Source organism: Polaromonas sp. P1_A2 (assembly GCF_056406895.1).
On sequence record NZ_JBFTZI010000001.1, the window covers coordinates 944,655 to 959,594 of the forward strand.

Consider the following 14,940-nt stretch of genomic DNA (forward strand, 5'->3'; position numbering starts at 1 on the left):
CATGGCACGTTTAGGAAAAGTGTATCGGGGCCCGGAGGTATCGCCCTTGCGCCGGCTGGTGCTGCGGCATTCGCGTTCCACCGCGGCCATGCTGGCCTTCGTCTGGGTTGGCTTGATGCTGGGCGCGATATTGACGGGTTGGCGTCCGCCGGGCTGGGGCATGAGCGCGATTTTCGTTTCGTTCGCCTTCATGCTGACCGCCGGCATCTGGGCGGCCCGCGAGCGCAGTCGGCTGGTCCGCGAAGCGCCGCTGCCCCGCTTCCTCAGGCGCAAGCTGATGGACGCCTATCCGCACCTGAGCCTGCGCGATACCGAACTCGTGGAACGCGGCCTGCGCCAGTTCTTCATCGCCTGCCAGCGCAGCAACAAGCGTTTTGTCGCCATGCCCTCGCAGGTAGTCGATAGCATGTGGCACGAGTTCATCCTGCACACCTCGGCCTACCGCGAGTGGTGTGACCTGGTGATAGGGCGCTTCATCGACCATGTGCCGGCCGAGGTGCTGGGCCGCAAGGCTTCGACCAACGACGGCCTGCGCCGCGCCTGGTTCTGGGCCTGCCGCGACGAGTCCATCAACCCCAAGCAGCCCAGCCGGCTGCCGCTGCTGTTCGCCCTCGACGCCAAGTTCGCGATTCCCGGCGGCTTTGTCTACATGGCCGATTGCAAGGGCGTGCGCCGCGAGGATGGGCAGGGCGGGGTCCACACCTACTGCGGTGAAAGCTTTTCAGACGGCAGCTACAGCGGCGACGCCGACGGCTTTGGCGGCAGCCAGTCCTCGAGCAATAGCGAGTCCAGCAGCAGCGGGGATTCTTCGGATGGCAGCAGCGGATGCAGTTCGGGTTGCGGCTCGGGGTGCGGTGGGGGCGGCGACTAGCGCGCAGGCATCCCTCGCGGGCTTTCGCCTCAAGGCTTTCTGAGCTCGGGCGCGTAACCTTTGACGACCTGGGTAGCTGCGCTGACTGCCCGGCGCATGTTTCTGGCCCTGGCGTGTGTGGCCGGGGCGGCGCCAAAACGGGTCTCGCAATAGAGCTCCACCGCGTAGCCCAACCAGCGGCGTACCAGTTCCGGCTGGCCCGGCGCGGCTGCGACGTATTCCCGCACTGACTGGCCGGACAGGCTTTGATGGCCGGCCTCCCTCAAGCAGAGCTTGATGGCCTGCGCCGACAGGCGCATCGACAACATGGGACGGACAGGGGCCAGCAGCCAGGCGGCGAAATGCAGCAGCTCAATGCCCAGCCAGTAACGCCAGCGATAGATCAGCCAGGCCAGCAACAACGCCAGCAACAACGCCACCAGCGAAGCGATGGCATCCGCTGCTTTTTCGATCATGGAGGGACTGCCGCCCGAACCGGACTTGCCGGGCCGGGTTTGCGGCTCTCCCGGCATCTCCCCCAGGTCGAGCAGTTTTTCGAGAAGGTCTTTTTGCCATTGCGGCATGGCCGGGTCCTTGAGTGCCGGACGCATTTTCTTCAGCATCTCCTGCCAGCGACTCTGCCAGCTCTGGCTTCTTGCCGTGTCATGGCCTTCGCCTGCCATGCCGCCCGGGGCGTCTCCTGGACCGACGGTTTTGGCTGCGCCTTGCCTCTGTCCCGTTCCGGCTTCGCCCGGGGGCTTGCCGGCGGGCTGGCCCAGCAGGCCTGAAGCATCGCCCGCGGGAGGGATAAAGCCGAAACCGAGCACCGGCGGGCGCGGCACGAAGAAAAACAGCAGTGCGGCGATCAGCGCCGTGGCCGCGACAAAGCCCAGGTTCATGCCCAGCCGCGTCGCGTGTCCGATGGCCCTGGACGGCGCGTAGTCCCAGGTCAAGGCCAGCCCGGCGAATATCCAGGCCGGGCCCAGGTAGAGCCACAGAGTCCAGTCGGCCGCGTGATGGGTCGCTGCCATGAAGCTCACGGTGAAACAGGTCGTCAGGCACAGATAGAGATCACGCCGGGTATGCATGAAAGGTGCGCGCGCGGCCATGACCAGCAGCAGCAGCACGCAGACCCAGCGCAGCATCGAGTACATGAAAAGCGCGGGAAAAATGGCCAGCACCACGGCAACGGCCGTCATCACCCTGCTGAGACCTTTGCCCGCGGGAGCGGCCCTGCCAGGTATCAAGGAGCCGCCCGTAAAACCCAGTGCGGCCCAGGCGACCCAAAACAGGCTTTCAGCCTGGAAATGGCCATATCGCCTGTCCAGGTAGGAAAAGCCGACAGCCACGCATAAATAACAAAGCCCGGTGAAAACGACAATCAGGCGACTGGAGAGCCCGTCCTGCGCGGTTCGCACCGTTGCGACGGCGGCTGTTGAGGTTGGCAGTGCCGGCATCAGCGTTGCCCCGGGTACTGTGAAATGACCTGGAAACCGGCTTGCGCCAGCGCTTGGGCCAAGGCCGGTGCAAGTGCCAGGTCGCCGGTCGCTTGCGCTGGGTGGGTCGCGATGTACACGGTCACTGGGCAGCGTCCGAGTTCGACGGCTGAGAACTCGCGCAGCAACAACGAAGCCGCCCAGCGCGGGCTGACGACTACCAGCAGCTGGGAACCTTCCGAGAGGCGGCCTCGAAGCCGGCCCAGCGCTTCGCGAAGCGGCAGGCTGTCGGGCATCGCGCCGGCAAGCGCGCGGTGGATGGCTCGGGTATCCCGTAGCGGTTCGGCCTGCTGCGGCAGATAGACCCGCAGGCGCGCACCCGCTTCCCCAGCCGCTTCGCACAGGCCGGCAACCACGCGCAGAGCTTGTTCAGCAGGGGCGTCGGGGCGCGCCAGTTCGTTGCTGGAGGGAATATCCGTCACCACATGCAGTAACGGCGAGCCGCTTTGTTGAAATTGCTGGATCACCAGCTCGCCGGAGCGTGCGGAAGCCCGCCAGTTGACGCGCCCGAGGGGCTCGCCGGCCACATAGTGGCGCAGGTTGCCGAGTTCGAACGATTGCCCCAGGCGGCGCGTAACCTGGTTGCCAACGGGGTCGTGCGCGGCGCTCAGGTCCGCGGGCAAGAACACCTGCTCGGCCTTGGGCAGCACCAGCACAGCGACGCCCTGCAGGGCAATGGTGCGACGGGCAATCACCAGCCCCAGCGGGAAGCCGCTGGCCAGCACCACCTTGGCCAGGCGGTAGTCGCCGCGGCATGGAAAGATGATCTGGTGGCCCAGCGCGCTTCGCTGGCGCGCGCGTATGAGCGCTAGCGTATGGCTCAGCACGATGGTTCTCGGGCCCCATTGCCAGTGCGTTTCCACGTCCACCATAAAAGCCGGCCACCATGCCCGGCGCTCGACCAGTAGTTGCACGTCGCAGGCTTGGCCCTCGACGGCTTCCGAGCTGCCGCTCGCGAACACCTGCATGGACCGCAGCGACAGCCAGGGCAGGAGCAGTCCCAGGGCGCTCAGCGTGGCGAGAAACAGGAACATGCCGAACACCGTCGGGTCGTGCCGGTTTAGCGCCGATAGCAGCAGCACGCCGCTCAATGCCAGCAATACGCGTGATTTGCTGAGCCAGCGTTCCATGGTGGCTTCTTATTGCGGCGTTCGCAGGGAGGCCAGGATTTCCTCGATCAGCGCGGCTGGGGGCTTGGCCTGTGCGCCCTGCGTTTGCACGATGATGCGGTGCGCCAGCACAGGTACGGCCAGTTCCCGCACGATGGCCGGATCGACGTAGGCCAGGCCCCGTATGCAGCTCAGCGCGCGCGCCATGCGGGCCAGCCCCAGCGTTCCGCGCGGACTGGCGCCGAAGCGGATGCCGGGATGCTTGCGTGTGGCCGCCACGATGGCGGTGATGTACTGCGAGATCTCCGGAGAAATCAGTGTGTTTTTGGCATTGGCCACCAAGTGGGCGAATTCCACCGGCCGGCAAACTGCCGCGAGGTGGGAAATCGGATGCTCGAACTGCTGGGTGGCTATCAGGCTGGTTTCCACTTCGGGGCTGGGGTAGCCCAGCGACAGGCGAATCAGGAAGCGGTCGAGCTGTGCTTCGGGCAGCGGATAGGTGCCCGCCATGTCGATCGGGTTCTGCGTGGCCAGCACCAGGAAGGGCTCGGGCAGGCGCAGCGTCTGGCCGTCCAGGGTGATCTGCCCCTCTTCCATGCATTCCAGCAAGGCCGACTGCGCGCGCGGATTGGCGCGATTGATCTCATCGGCGAGCACCACATTGGAAAATGCCGGCCCCGGCCGCAGGGCGAAACTGCCGTCCTTGGGGTTGTAGACAGGGCCCCCGACGATATCCGAGGGCATCAGGTCGGCTGTGAACTGGATGCGGCGAAACTCCAGCCCGATGGAAATGGCCAGGGCTCTGGCGAGCATGGTCTTGCCCAGGCCCGGGACATCTTCAATCAGCAGGTGGCCGCCGGCAATGGCCGCGGCCAGCGCGAGCTCCACGCCCTGATGCTTGCCCTGCAGCACCTTCTCGATGTTCCGCACGATGCGCTGCGCAAACCGGGCGGCGTCCGGTGCCGTCCAGCGCTCGATGGTTATTTGATCCATGGTCTACTCCCTTGACGCGGCAGTGTAGCCCAGTGCCTGGCGGAACCTGCGCCGCACGCGCGCGCGAAAAAGCCGCCCTAAGGCGGCTTTGTTGCGGAGTCGTCGGGCTTATTCGCCGGTTTTTCCCAGCTGCGGGATGGCCGCGCCGGGCTCCAGCGACAGCAGGCCTGAGCGCGTGTAAATCCCCAGCTTGTCGCGGGTGTCCACGATGTCCAGGTTGCGCATGGTCAGCTGTCCAATGCGGTCGGCCGGCGAGAAGGGCGCGTCCTCGACCTTTTCCATGCTCAGGCGCTCGGGTTTGTAGGTCAGGTTGCTCGAGACTGTGTTCAGGATGGAATAGTCGTTGCCGCGGCGCAGTTCCACCGTGACCTCGCCGGTGATGGCGCTGGCCACCCAGCGCTGGGCGGTTTCGCGCAGCATGATGGCCTGCGGGTCGAACCAGCGGCCCTGGTAGAGCAGGCGGCCCAGCTTGCGGCCGTTGTCGCGGTACTGCTCAATCGTGTCTTCGTTGTGGATGCCGGTGACCAGGCGCTCGTAGGCGATGAAGAGCAGCGCCAGGCCGGGGGCTTCGTAGATGCCGCGGCTCTTGGCTTCGATGATGCGGTTTTCGATCTGGTCGCTCATGCCCAGGCCGTGGCGCCCGCCTATGCGGTTGGCTTCCAGGATCAGCTCGACCATGCTGGGGAAGGTCTTGCCGTTCAGCGCCACGGGCCGGCCTTCTTCAAAGCGCACCGTGACTTCCTCGCGCTTGACCTCGACCTCGTCTTTCCAGAAGGCCACGCCCATGATGGGGTTGACGATCTTCATGCCGGTGGCGAGCTCTTCCAGGTCCTTGGCCTCGTGCGTGGCACCCAGCATGTTGGAGTCGGTGGAATAGGCTTTTTCGGCCGACATCTTGTAGCCGAAGCCGGCCTTGGTCATAAAGGCCGACATTTCGGCGCGGCCGCCGAGCTCGTCGATAAAGAGCTGGTCCAGCCAGGGTTTGTAAATCTTCAGGCCTGGGTTGGTCAGCAGGCCGTAGCGGTAAAAACGCTCGATGTCGTTGCCCTTGAAGGTGCTGCCGTCGCCCCAGATGTTGACGTCGTCTTCCTTCATGGCCGACACCAGCATGGTGCCGGTCACGGCGCGGCCCAGTGGCGTGGTGTTGAAGTAGGTCACGCCCGCAGTGGTGATGTGGAAGGCGCCGCTTTGCAGGGCGGCAATGCCTTCGGCGGCCAGCTGGCTGCGGCAGTCGATCAGCCGGGCTTTTTCGGCGCCGTACTGCATGGCCTTGCGCGGAATCTCGTCGTAATCGGGCTCGTCGGGCTGGCCCAGGTTGGCGGTGTAGGCGTAGGGAATCGCGCCCTTGAGCTTCATCCAGTGCAAGGCGGCGCTGGTGTCGAGTCCGCCCGAAAAGGCGATGCCGACTTTCTGGCCGGCGGGGAGGTTCTGGAGTATGGTGGCCATGGGGGTTTCCTGGAAGGCGTGGGAAGGATCAGCCGAAGTGGCAGATGTAGTGGTAAGCCGCTTCGCCGGCGGCGACGCGGATCTCGAACTTGGCGTTGCCGGGGACGCTGAATTTTTCACCGGCCGAGGATTTGACCCAGCTGTCGCTGCCGGCCAGCTTGTATTCGCAGGCGCCGGCTACGCATTCCATGACTTCGGGCGCGCCGGTGTTGAAGGTAAGGGTGGCCGGCAGGATCACGCCCACCGATTTTTTGCTGCCGTCGGCGAAGGTGATGCCGTGGCTCACGCATTTGCCGTCAAAGTACACATTGGCCTGGGTGCTGACGCTGACGTTGTCGATTTTTTCGGTGGGCATGAGGAGGGCTGAAAAGGTGGAAAAAGGCGAGAAAAGGCGAAGAAAGCGCCGCGCATCGCGGTCCGCCGCCAAAAACCCCTGATTTTAGGTCACGGCGGGCCTTGGGGCCGTGCCGGCCTTGAATCCACCCGGCCCTCTATCGCGTACCCCCATGAATAACCCAGAATGTTGTCCATGAAAGCAGAAAGCCCGGATCTTCAATTGATTGCGCTGATAGACCGTGTGGCCGGGGCCGATGAAAAAGCCCTGCGCGAGCTCTACGACCTGAGCTCGTCCAAGCTGTACGGCGTGGCGGTGCGTGTGGTGGGCAAGCGCGAATGGGCCGAAGACGTGCTGCAGGAGGCGTTTTTGACCATCTGGCGCATTGCCGGCGACTACAAGGCCAGCCTCTCGCCGCCCATGGCCTGGTTAGGGCTGATTGTCAGAAGCCGTGGCCTGGATTTTTTGCGCCGCCGCGCTTCCGACCGGGCCGACCTGATGCAGGAGCTGGACGACGTGCTTACCGACACCGTGGCGGGTGACTCGCCCAACCCCATGGACACCACCCAGGCCAGCGAGCAGGCCTGGGCCCTGCACCAGTGCCTGGGCCGGCTGGAGCAAAAACAGCGTGAAGTGGTGAGCCTGGCCTATTTGCGCGACCTGAGCCACAGCGAGCTGGCCGAGCAGTTGAAGCTGCCGCTGGGCACGGTCAAGACCTGGATACGCCGCGGCCTGGAACAGCTGCGCGGCTGCATGGCGAGGTTTGCATGAATATGACCCCCACGCTTGTCGCTTCGCGTACTACGCTGCCCCCCGAGGGGGCTAATTTTCCTTGGGGCGGCCCGGCGGAAAATTTATGAATATTCAAAACAACCCCGCCCTGATGGAGCAACTCGCGGCCAGCTACGCGCTGGGCACTTTGCGCGGCGGCGCGCGCCGCCGTTTTGAGGCGCTGGCGCGCGACAACGCCACCTTGCGCGCCGCGGCACTGGTCTGGCAAAGCCGGCTGGCTTCCGTGGCCGAACTGCAGCCGCAGGCGGCGCCCAGCCCGGCGGTCTGGACGCGTATTGAAAACCTCGTCAGGGCCGACAAGGAGGCGCGCGCCATGCAGGCCGCGCGTGGTGCCGCGCCGGCGGTGGGCGGCTGGTGGGCCAGCCTGGGCTTGTGGCGCGGCATGAGTGCGGCGGGCGCGCTGGCGGCGGTGCTGGCCGTTGTGGTCGGGCTCAATGTGAATTCGCGGCTCAGCGGGCAGGTCGGCGAGCTGTCGGCCAGATTGACGGCCACGCCGGAGATTGAGTACGTGGCCGTGCTGACCGACGACAAGGCCGCGGCCTCGCTGCTGGTGACTTTTGACCCGAAAAACAAGACGCTGGTGCTCAAGCGCGTGGGCGGCTTTCGGGAACAAGCCGACAAATCGCTGGAGCTGTGGGCCCTGCCGCCCGGTGCGGCGCCCAAATCGCTGGGTGTGCTCAATGCCGACCCTGTGGTTCGCCTGGCTGCCGTGGGTACCGATATGCGGCAGGTGCCGACCCTGGCGATCACACTGGAGCCCAAGGGCGGCGTGCCGCCGGGCAGCGGGCCGACCGGGCCGGTGCTGTTCAAGGGCGCGCTCCTGGAAACGCCGAAGTAACGGTCATTTGGTCATTCCAGGCGGGCAGCAAAAAGGGGCGTTGATAACGCCCCTTTTTTGATTCAGCCGGAACCGGCGGCTCTAACGGGTTTTAGCGCCAGTGGTGGTGGCCGTAGCCCCGGCTGTAGCCGAAGTTCAGCGACAGGCCTATGGGGGCGTAATAAGGCGCGTAGTAGGGCCGGGGATAGTAGGCCGGATAGACCACGGGCTGTACATAGGTCGGCTGCACATAAACAGGCTCGGGCGCCGGCTGCATATAGGCCTGGGGCTGCTGGGGCGCGGACTGGAAGGTTTGCGGCGCGGGCGCCATGGCGCCGACCGGCGTGACCTGCAGGCGCACGTACTGGCCGGGGTCGTTGGCCATCTGGGTGCTGTACTGTGTGCCCTGGTATTCATAGACCACGTTGTAGTGGCTGGGGCGGTTTTCGTAATAGGTCTGCGTCGTGCATTGCTGCATGTTCTGGACCTGCTGGTTGTTGCCCTCGATGCGGTCGCCGATCATGGCGCCGCCGACCAGGCCTATCACCGTGGCCACCGCGCGGCCGCCGCCGTTGCCGATGGCATTGCCGGCCGCGCCGCCGGCCAGTGCGCCCATCAAGGCGCCCGCGCCGGAATTGGGGCTTTGCGTGATGACCGGCTGGTTGGTGCACACCTGGCGCGGCACGGCGACCTGCTGCACCACCGGCGTGCTGGAGATCACCCGCGCCAGGATGTCCATGGCGGAGGCGGGCACGGCGGCAAGGCCTGCGGCCGCGGCGATGGTGGAAAGGACGAGTGCTTTTTTCATGGTTTGAACCCCTTTTCAGCAAATCGCTGAAGTTGCGCCGCCGGAGGATGCTGCCCGTGGTGTGGGCGACGGCTCTGGCGGCTGGAACGATTTTAGTAAGTCAGAGCCGTTTTGGGGCCTGGAGTTCGGTAAATCGGCTGTAAAGCTGGCCTAAGAACCTGTTTACGGCCTAAACGGGGCCGCGTTGGGGTGCAATCGGGATGAGTGGGCCGACCGGGAACGCCGCATGGGCTAATGCCCATGCAAGGGCCTGGGTGGCTCAATCGCCCGATTTCACCCCAACCCGGAGGGCAAGTGCCTTCTCGGGCGGTCTGCGGCGTTGCGGCGCTAGCCCATAGGTGAACTATGGGCGTCGCACCGCGCCTTGCATCCCATCCCGAGAAGGTACTTGCGCGGCCCCGTTTAGGCCGTAAACAGGTTCTTGGGTAAAGCGTGGCCAAACTGGCCCAAAAACGTGAAAAAACACCTGTTTGTGTGGCGCGTAACGCGCGCTGGTTAAATCCGGCCCGCCCAGCCTGCGGCATCAAAACCGACCGTAATCCCCTTGCCCCAGTCCACCACGGGCCGTTTGATGACGCTGGGATTGGCCAGCATCAGGGCCTGGGCGCCGGCGCTGTCGGCCGCACCGGCTTGCGCCGCCGCGTCCAGCTTGCGCCAGGTCGTGCCTTTGCGGTTCAGCAGCGTTTCCCAGCCGGCGGCCTGGGCCCAGCGCTTGAGCTGCTCGGGCGGCACGCCCTGTTTTTTGAAATCGTGGAACTGGTATTCGACGCCGTTCTCAGCTAGCCAGGTCCTGGCTTTCTTGACCGTGTCGCAATTCGGGATGCCGTAAAGAATGATCATGCAAAGATTCTGGCAGATGCGGGAAGACGGTGCGCCAGCAGGCCAATTGCGGGGCTGGAATAATCAAACAGCGCCGGGCCGTCCGGCAACCCCTGTTTGCTCCCACCATTTCACGGATCCCTCATTCATGACCGCTGCTTCGGCCACGCCTGTTTCATCTCCCGCCGTGCTGTACCCGCCCATAGAGCCTTTTCGCACCGGCGTCCTGGAAACCGGCGACGGCCATTCAATTTACTGGGAGCTGTGCGGCAATCCCAAGGGCAAGCCGGCGGTGTTCCTGCACGGCGGCCCGGGCGCTGGCTGCTCGCCCGAGCACCGCCGCCTGTTCGACCCCGAGCGCTACTGCGTGCTGCTGTTCGACCAGCGCGGCTGCGGCCGATCGCGCCCGGCCGCCTCGCTGGACAACAACACGACCTGGCACCTGGTGGCCGACATCGAACGGCTGCGCAGCCTGCTGGGCGTGGATCGCTGGCTGGTCTTCGGCGGTTCCTGGGGCAGCACGCTGGCGCTGGCTTATGCCGAGGCGCACCCGGCCCGGGTGTCTGAGCTCATACTGCGCGGCATCTTCGCGCTGCGGCGCGCCGAAGTGCTGTGGTACTACCAGGAGGGCGCCTCCTGGCTGTTTCCCGACCTGTGGGAGGCTTTTCTCGCGCCCATCCCCGAGGCCGAGCGCGGCGACCTGATGGCCGCCTACCGCAAACGCCTGGTCGGCAGCGACAGGGCTGCGCAACTGGCCGCCGCCCGCGCCTGGAGCCTCTGGGAAGGCCAGACCATCACGCTGCTGCCGGACCCGGCTTTCACCGCGCTGCACGGCGGCGACGACTTCGCGCTGGCGTTCGCGCGCATCGAAAACCATTATTTTGTGCACGCCGGCTGGCTGGAGGAGGGCCAGCTGATACGCGACGCGCACAAGCTGGCCGGCATTCCCGGCGTGATCGTGCAAGGCCGCTACGACGTGGCCACACCGGCCAAAACCGCCTGGGATCTGCACCGCGCCTGGCCCGAGGCGGATTTCCAGCTGGTCGCCGATGCCGGCCATGCATTTAACGAGCCTGGCATCCTGCAAAGGCTTGTTGCTGCAACGGACCGTTTCGCCAGCTAGGCATCTTTCGTAGCAGGGGCCGCGGAACTGGCTTTGCCAGGCCGCAGGCGCCGCCCCCTGCAAGGGGGGAGGGTGCTACACGCAGTGAGCGCCAACGGGGGTATTCGAGCTTTGCGACAATGGGAGGCTGTATGCAAAACCTCAACACTCTCGACGACTGGCTGGCCTACTGCGAGCACCTGCACCCCGTGGGCATAGACATGGGCCTGACGCGCATCAGCGCCGTCGCCCAACGCATGGGCCTGGCCTTTGACTGCCCCATCATCACCGTGGCCGGCACCAACGGCAAGGGCTCGACCTGCGCCATGCTCGAGGCCATCCTGCTGCAGGCCGGCTACCGCACCGGTGTCTTTACCTCGCCGCACCTGGTGCATTTTGAAGAGCGCTGCCGCGTGCGCGGCGACATCGTGAAGGCGCCCGAGCTGGTGGCCCAGTTCGCGCGCGTCGAGGCGGCCCGCACGCAGGGCGGCGAGGCGATCTCGCTGACCTATTTTGAATTCACTACCCTGGCCATCCTGCAGCTGCTGGCCGACGCGAAACTCGATGTGGTGATCCTGGAAGTCGGCCTGGGCGGGCGGCTGGACGCCGTCAACATGCTGGACGCCGACTGCGCAGTGATCACCAGCATAGACCTGGACCATATGGAATACCTGGGCCCCGACCGCGAAAGCATAGGCCGCGAAAAAGCCGGCATCATGCGCGCCGGCAAGCCGGTCATCGTGAGCGACCCCATGCCGCCGCAAAGCATTGTTGACCACGCCGCCAAAACAGGCGCTGACTTGTGGCGCTTCGGCACCGACTTCAATTTCTCGGGCGACAAGCAGCAATGGGGCTGGGCCGGGCGTGGGCGCAGGTATGCCGGTCTGGCTTACCCAGCGCTGCGCGGCGCCAACCAGCTGGTCAATGCCTCGGGTGTGCTCGCGGCGCTGACGGCTTTGCGCGACCGCCTGCCGGTGACGGCCCAGGCGGTGCGCAACGGCCTGTCCATGGTCGAGCTGCCCGGCCGCTTCCAGATCGTGCCCGGCCAGCCCACACTGGTGCTGGACGTGGCGCACAACCCGCATTCGGTGGCTGCGCTGGCCGAAAACCTCGACGCCATGGGTTTTTACCCCTGCACCCATGCGGTGTTCGGCGCCATGGCCGACAAGGACCTGGCCCCCATGCTGGCGCGTGTTTCGCCGCTGATCGACAAGTGGTATTTCACCGATTTGCCGACGCCGCGGGCCGTCACCGCGGCCGATTTGCAGGCCCGCTGGACGGCGGCCAACACCCGGCCCGACGCCACCGCCGGCAGCTACGCCTCCCCTGAAGCAGCGCTGCAGGCGGCGGTCAAGGCCGCAACCCCCGCTGATAGAATTGTCGTGTTCGGCTCGTTCTACACGGTGGGCGGCATTTTGAAGGACGGCGTGCCGCGTCTTTCGGCCCCGCACCTGGCCCCCTGAAGCGGTTTTTGGAGGGCTTTCAGCCCACGTTCACCGCTAACGTCACCCTTATCGGATTCAAGCCACACCATGCCGTTTTTCAACTTCCGCCGGGGCGGCGCCAACACTGCCCCCAATGCCGGGCCAGCCGCTCAACCGGAAAGCGTGGAAGTGATGCGCAAGCGCGCCAAGCACCGGCTGATCGGCTCGGCCGTGCTGGTGCTCATAGGCGTGGTGGGCTTTCCGCTGCTGTTCGACACCCAGCCCCGGCCCATCCCGGTCGACATCCCCATCGAAATCCCCGGCAAGGCCACGGTCAAGCCGCTGGCCGTGCCGGCTGCGGCTACCGCCGCGGCCCCCGCGCCGGCGGCAGCGCCTGCTCCCACTCCCGCTGCGCCGGCCGAAAAGGTGGCCGCTGCCGCCAGCCTGGCGCCCAAGGAAGAAATCCTGCCGTCCAAGCCCGCCGCCGCTGCGTCCGCACCGGCCGTGGCCAAGCCCGAGCCCAAACCCGAGGCCAAGCCGGCGCCCAAGCCTGAGCCCAAACCGGCCGCCAAGCCCGAACCCAAGCCCGTCGCCAATGCCGACGCCGCCCGCGCCAGCGCCTTGCTCAACGGCACCACGCCGCCGGCCGCCAAACCGGCAGCCGCCGAGGCCGAAGGCCGGCTGGTGGTGCAGGTGGGCGCTTTTGCCGACGTCGCCAAGGCGCGCGAGGCGCGCCTGAAGCTCGAAAAAGCCGGGCTGAAAACCTATACACAGGTCGCGGAAACCAAGGACGGCAAGCGCATACGGGTCCGTGTGGGCCCATTTGCCACCAAGGCCGAGGCGGAAAAAGCGGCCGGAAAAATCAAGGCCCTTGATTTGCCGGCCGCCATCCTGACCTTGTAATGATCCGTGGCGGCTGTTGACTGGATTTTTGGGGGGGTGCTGGTTTTTTCCATGCTGCTGGGCGCATGGCGCGGTTTGGTGTACGAGGTCTTGTCGGTGCTGGGCTGGGTGGTGTCGTTTTTTGTGGCGCAATGGTTTGCGCCCGACCTGGCCGCCCGATTGCCCGTGCAGTCGGCCGCCGACCCGGTGCGTTATGCGGCGGCCTTTGTGTTGATCTTCATCGCCGCGGTATTCGCGGCGGGGCTGCTGGCGTTTTTGATCAAGAAGCTGGTGGCGGCGGTCGGCCTGGCGCCCGTGGACCGTGTGCTGGGCGCCGCGTTCGGCGTGCTGCGCGGCGTGGTGTTGTTGCTGGCCGCGACCGTCGTGATCGACATGACGGCGCTGAAAACCAGCGACTGGTGGCGGGAATCGAAAGGCGCGCCGGTGCTGGCGGCCATGCTCAAAGCCTTGAAGCCGGTGTTGCCCGAACAGTTTGCGAAATATTTAACCTAACTTTGAAGAGTCAACTCATCATGATCGGAACACCATGTGCGGGATAGTCGGCGTCGTCAGCAAAGCCCCCGTCAACCAGCTCATCTATGACGGCCTGCTGCTGCTGCAGCACCGCGGCCAGGATGCGGCGGGCATCGTCACGCAGCAGGGGCGCAAGTTCTACATGCACAAGGCCAAGGGCATGGTGCGCGACGTGTTCCGCACCCGCAACATGCGCGCGCTGCCGGGCACGGTGGGCCTGGGCCAGGTGCGCTACCCGACGGCCGGCAATGCCTACAGCGAGGACGAAGCCCAGCCTTTTTATGTCAACGCGCCCTTCGGCCTGGTGCTGTCGCACAACGGCAACCTGACCAACGCGGCCGAGCTCAAGGCCGAGCTCTTCAACACCGACCACCGCCACATCAACACCGACAGCGACTCCGAAGTGCTGCTCAACGTGCTGGCGCACGAGCTCGAAAAAACCACGCGCGGCCTGCCGCTCAAGCCCGTCGACGTGTTCGCCGCGGTGCGCGGCGTGCACAAGCGCGTCAAGGGCTCCTACGCCGTCGTCGCGCTGATCGCCGGCCACGGCCTGCTGGCCTTCCGCGATCCCTTCGGCATCCGCCCGCTGTGCATAGGGCGCGGGCAGAACGAGGGCGGCGACACCGTCATGGTGGCCAGCGAATCGGTGGCACTGGAAGGCACCTCGCACCAGTTCGAGCGCGACATCGCGCCGGGCGAGGCCGTCTATGTGGACATGGAAGGCGTGGTGCATGCCGAGCAGTGCGCGCCCAATGCCAAGCTCAACCCCTGCATTTTTGAATTCGTCTACCTGGCGCGTCCCGACTCGGTGCTGGACGGCATCTCGGTCTACCAGGCCCGCCTGAACCTGGGCGAGACGCTGGCCAAGCGCGTGGTCTCCACCGTGCCGCCCAGCGAGATCGATGTGATCATCCCGATTCCCGAATCCAGCCGCCCCAGCGCCACGCAGCTGGCGCACCTGCTGGGCATTCCCTACCGCGAAGGCTTCGTCAAGAACCGCTACGTGGGCCGCACCTTCATCATGCCGGGGCAGGGCGTGCGCAAAAAATCCGTGCGCCAGAAGCTCAACGTGATCGCCAGCGAGTTCAAGGGCCGCAACGTGCTGCTGGTCGACGACTCCATCGTGCGCGGCACCACCAGCCGCGAGATCGTGCAGATGGCGCGCGACGCCGGCGCGCGCAAGGTGTACCTCGCCAGCGCCGCGCCGCCCGTGCGCTTTCCCAATGTCTACGGCATCGACATGCCCACGCCGGGCGAGCTCGTGGCCCACGGCCGCAGCATCGAGGAGATCCGTGAAGTCATAGGCTGCGACGCGCTGATCTACCAGGACGTGGACGGCATGAAACGCGCCATAGGCTCGCTCAACGCCAAGCTCGACGGCTTTGACGCCTCCTGCTTCGACGGCGTCTACATCACGGGCGACGTCACGGCCGAAACCATTGCCGCGATGAACTCGCAGCGTGCTGATGCCGCCGCGGAAGACGGCGACGTGGACGCCTCGCGCCTGGCGCTGCCCAACCCGCAAGAAGCCTGA

Annotated in this window: 15 protein-coding genes; 8 read left to right on the plus strand and 7 right to left on the minus strand. The window is 65.7% G+C overall.

Annotated elements, in window-relative coordinates; genetic code table 11:
- Window position 1 precedes the first annotated feature (1 nt).
- On the plus strand, window positions 2-871 hold the full coding sequence (locus AC1D09_RS04505; RefSeq protein WP_477663961.1) for a glycine-rich domain-containing protein: 870 nt from the start codon (window positions 2-4) through the stop codon (window positions 869-871).
- Between the two features lie 29 nt (window positions 872-900).
- On the opposite strand, the gene AC1D09_RS04510 is transcribed toward AC1D09_RS04505, so the two are convergent.
- The 5 genes from AC1D09_RS04510 to ppnP form a co-directional block, all read right to left on the minus strand.
- Window positions 901-2,049, minus strand: coding sequence for a hypothetical protein (locus AC1D09_RS04510; RefSeq protein ID WP_477663962.1), 1,149 nt, complete (start codon window positions 2,047-2,049; stop codon window positions 901-903).
- 257 nt (window positions 2,050-2,306) lie between these two features.
- Entirely contained in the window at window positions 2,307-3,476 is a 1,170-nt protein-coding gene (locus tag AC1D09_RS04515; RefSeq protein WP_477663963.1) for a DUF58 domain-containing protein, read from the minus strand.
- A gap of 9 nt (window positions 3,477-3,485) precedes the next feature.
- A complete protein-coding gene (locus AC1D09_RS04520; RefSeq protein WP_477663964.1) occupies window positions 3,486-4,448 on the minus strand; it encodes an AAA family ATPase in 963 nt (320 codons plus the stop codon).
- Between the two features lie 108 nt (window positions 4,449-4,556).
- Window positions 4,557-5,894 carry an argininosuccinate synthase gene (gene argG, locus AC1D09_RS04525; protein ID WP_477700947.1) on the minus strand — a complete coding sequence of 446 codons (1,338 nt, stop codon included), beginning with the start codon at window positions 5,892-5,894 and terminating at the stop codon, window positions 4,557-4,559.
- Window positions 5,895-5,922: 28 nt separating this feature from the next.
- Complete coding sequence (gene ppnP / locus AC1D09_RS04530) at window positions 5,923-6,249, minus strand: pyrimidine/purine nucleoside phosphorylase (RefSeq protein ID WP_074575699.1); 327 nt, start codon at window positions 6,247-6,249, stop codon at window positions 5,923-5,925.
- A 174-nt stretch (window positions 6,250-6,423) separates the two neighbouring features.
- On the opposite strand from ppnP, the gene AC1D09_RS04535 reads away from it, so the two are divergent.
- Both AC1D09_RS04535 and AC1D09_RS04540 read left to right on the plus strand, forming a co-directional pair.
- Window positions 6,424-6,999, plus strand: a complete 576-nt coding sequence (locus tag AC1D09_RS04535; RefSeq protein WP_477663966.1) for an RNA polymerase sigma factor — start codon at window positions 6,424-6,426, stop codon at window positions 6,997-6,999.
- A gap of 85 nt (window positions 7,000-7,084) precedes the next feature.
- Entirely contained in the window at window positions 7,085-7,858 is a 774-nt protein-coding gene (locus AC1D09_RS04540; RefSeq protein WP_477700948.1) for an anti-sigma factor, read from the plus strand.
- Between the two features lie 91 nt (window positions 7,859-7,949).
- On the opposite strand, the gene AC1D09_RS04545 is transcribed toward AC1D09_RS04540, so the two are convergent.
- Window positions 7,950-8,645 carry a glycine zipper 2TM domain-containing protein gene (locus AC1D09_RS04545; RefSeq protein WP_477700949.1) on the minus strand — a complete coding sequence of 232 codons (696 nt, stop codon included), beginning with the start codon at window positions 8,643-8,645 and terminating at the stop codon, window positions 7,950-7,952.
- Window positions 8,646-9,140: 495 nt separating this feature from the next.
- A complete protein-coding gene (locus tag AC1D09_RS04550) occupies window positions 9,141-9,485 on the minus strand; it encodes an ArsC family reductase (protein ID WP_477660614.1) in 345 nt (114 codons plus the stop codon).
- 169 nt (window positions 9,486-9,654) lie between these two features.
- On the opposite strand from AC1D09_RS04550, the gene pip reads away from it, so the two are divergent.
- From pip to purF, 5 genes are all read left to right on the plus strand, one after another.
- Window positions 9,655-10,587, plus strand: coding sequence for a prolyl aminopeptidase (gene pip / locus AC1D09_RS04555; RefSeq protein WP_477660905.1), 933 nt, complete (start codon window positions 9,655-9,657; stop codon window positions 10,585-10,587).
- 131 nt (window positions 10,588-10,718) lie between these two features.
- Window positions 10,719-12,029, plus strand: coding sequence for a bifunctional tetrahydrofolate synthase/dihydrofolate synthase (folC, locus tag AC1D09_RS04560; RefSeq protein WP_477700950.1), 1,311 nt, complete (start codon window positions 10,719-10,721; stop codon window positions 12,027-12,029).
- A 69-nt stretch (window positions 12,030-12,098) separates the two neighbouring features.
- Window positions 12,099-12,893 (plus strand): SPOR domain-containing protein, encoded by a 795-nt coding sequence (locus AC1D09_RS04565; RefSeq protein WP_477660616.1) that lies wholly within the window; start codon window positions 12,099-12,101, stop codon window positions 12,891-12,893.
- Between the two features lie 6 nt (window positions 12,894-12,899).
- Window positions 12,900-13,385, plus strand: a complete 486-nt coding sequence (locus AC1D09_RS04570) for a CvpA family protein (protein ID WP_477660617.1) — start codon at window positions 12,900-12,902, stop codon at window positions 13,383-13,385.
- A 34-nt stretch (window positions 13,386-13,419) separates the two neighbouring features.
- Window positions 13,420-14,940 carry an amidophosphoribosyltransferase gene (purF, locus tag AC1D09_RS04575; RefSeq protein ID WP_477660618.1) on the plus strand — a complete coding sequence of 507 codons (1,521 nt, stop codon included), beginning with the start codon at window positions 13,420-13,422 and terminating at the stop codon, window positions 14,938-14,940.

Excerpts from the sequence above, each read along its gene's own strand:
- AC1D09_RS04505 (WP_477663961.1), top strand. The coding sequence starts at position 2 with ATGGCACGTTTAGGAAAAGTGTATCGGGGCCCGGAGGTATCGCCCTTG.
- AC1D09_RS04510 (WP_477663962.1), bottom strand. The coding sequence starts at position 2,049 with ATGACGGCCGTTGCCGTGGTGCTGGCCATTTTTCCCGCGCTTTTCATG.
- AC1D09_RS04515 (WP_477663963.1), bottom strand. The coding sequence starts at position 3,476 with ATGGAACGCTGGCTCAGCAAATCACGCGTATTGCTGGCATTGAGCGGC.
- AC1D09_RS04520 (WP_477663964.1), bottom strand. The coding sequence starts at position 4,448 with ATGGATCAAATAACCATCGAGCGCTGGACGGCACCGGACGCCGCCCGG.
- argG (WP_477700947.1), bottom strand. The coding sequence starts at position 5,894 with ATGGCCACCATACTCCAGAACCTCCCCGCCGGCCAGAAAGTCGGCATC.
- ppnP (WP_074575699.1), bottom strand. The coding sequence starts at position 6,249 with ATGCCCACCGAAAAAATCGACAACGTCAGCGTCAGCACCCAGGCCAAT.
- AC1D09_RS04535 (WP_477663966.1), top strand. The coding sequence starts at position 6,424 with ATGAAAGCAGAAAGCCCGGATCTTCAATTGATTGCGCTGATAGACCGT.
- AC1D09_RS04540 (WP_477700948.1), top strand. The coding sequence starts at position 7,085 with ATGAATATTCAAAACAACCCCGCCCTGATGGAGCAACTCGCGGCCAGC.
- AC1D09_RS04545 (WP_477700949.1), bottom strand. The coding sequence starts at position 8,645 with ATGAAAAAAGCACTCGTCCTTTCCACCATCGCCGCGGCCGCAGGCCTT.
- AC1D09_RS04550 (WP_477660614.1), bottom strand. The coding sequence starts at position 9,485 with ATGATCATTCTTTACGGCATCCCGAATTGCGACACGGTCAAGAAAGCC.
- folC (WP_477700950.1), top strand. The coding sequence starts at position 10,719 with ATGCAAAACCTCAACACTCTCGACGACTGGCTGGCCTACTGCGAGCAC.
- AC1D09_RS04565 (WP_477660616.1), top strand. The coding sequence starts at position 12,099 with ATGCCGTTTTTCAACTTCCGCCGGGGCGGCGCCAACACTGCCCCCAAT.
- purF (WP_477660618.1), top strand. The coding sequence starts at position 13,420 with ATGTGCGGGATAGTCGGCGTCGTCAGCAAAGCCCCCGTCAACCAGCTC.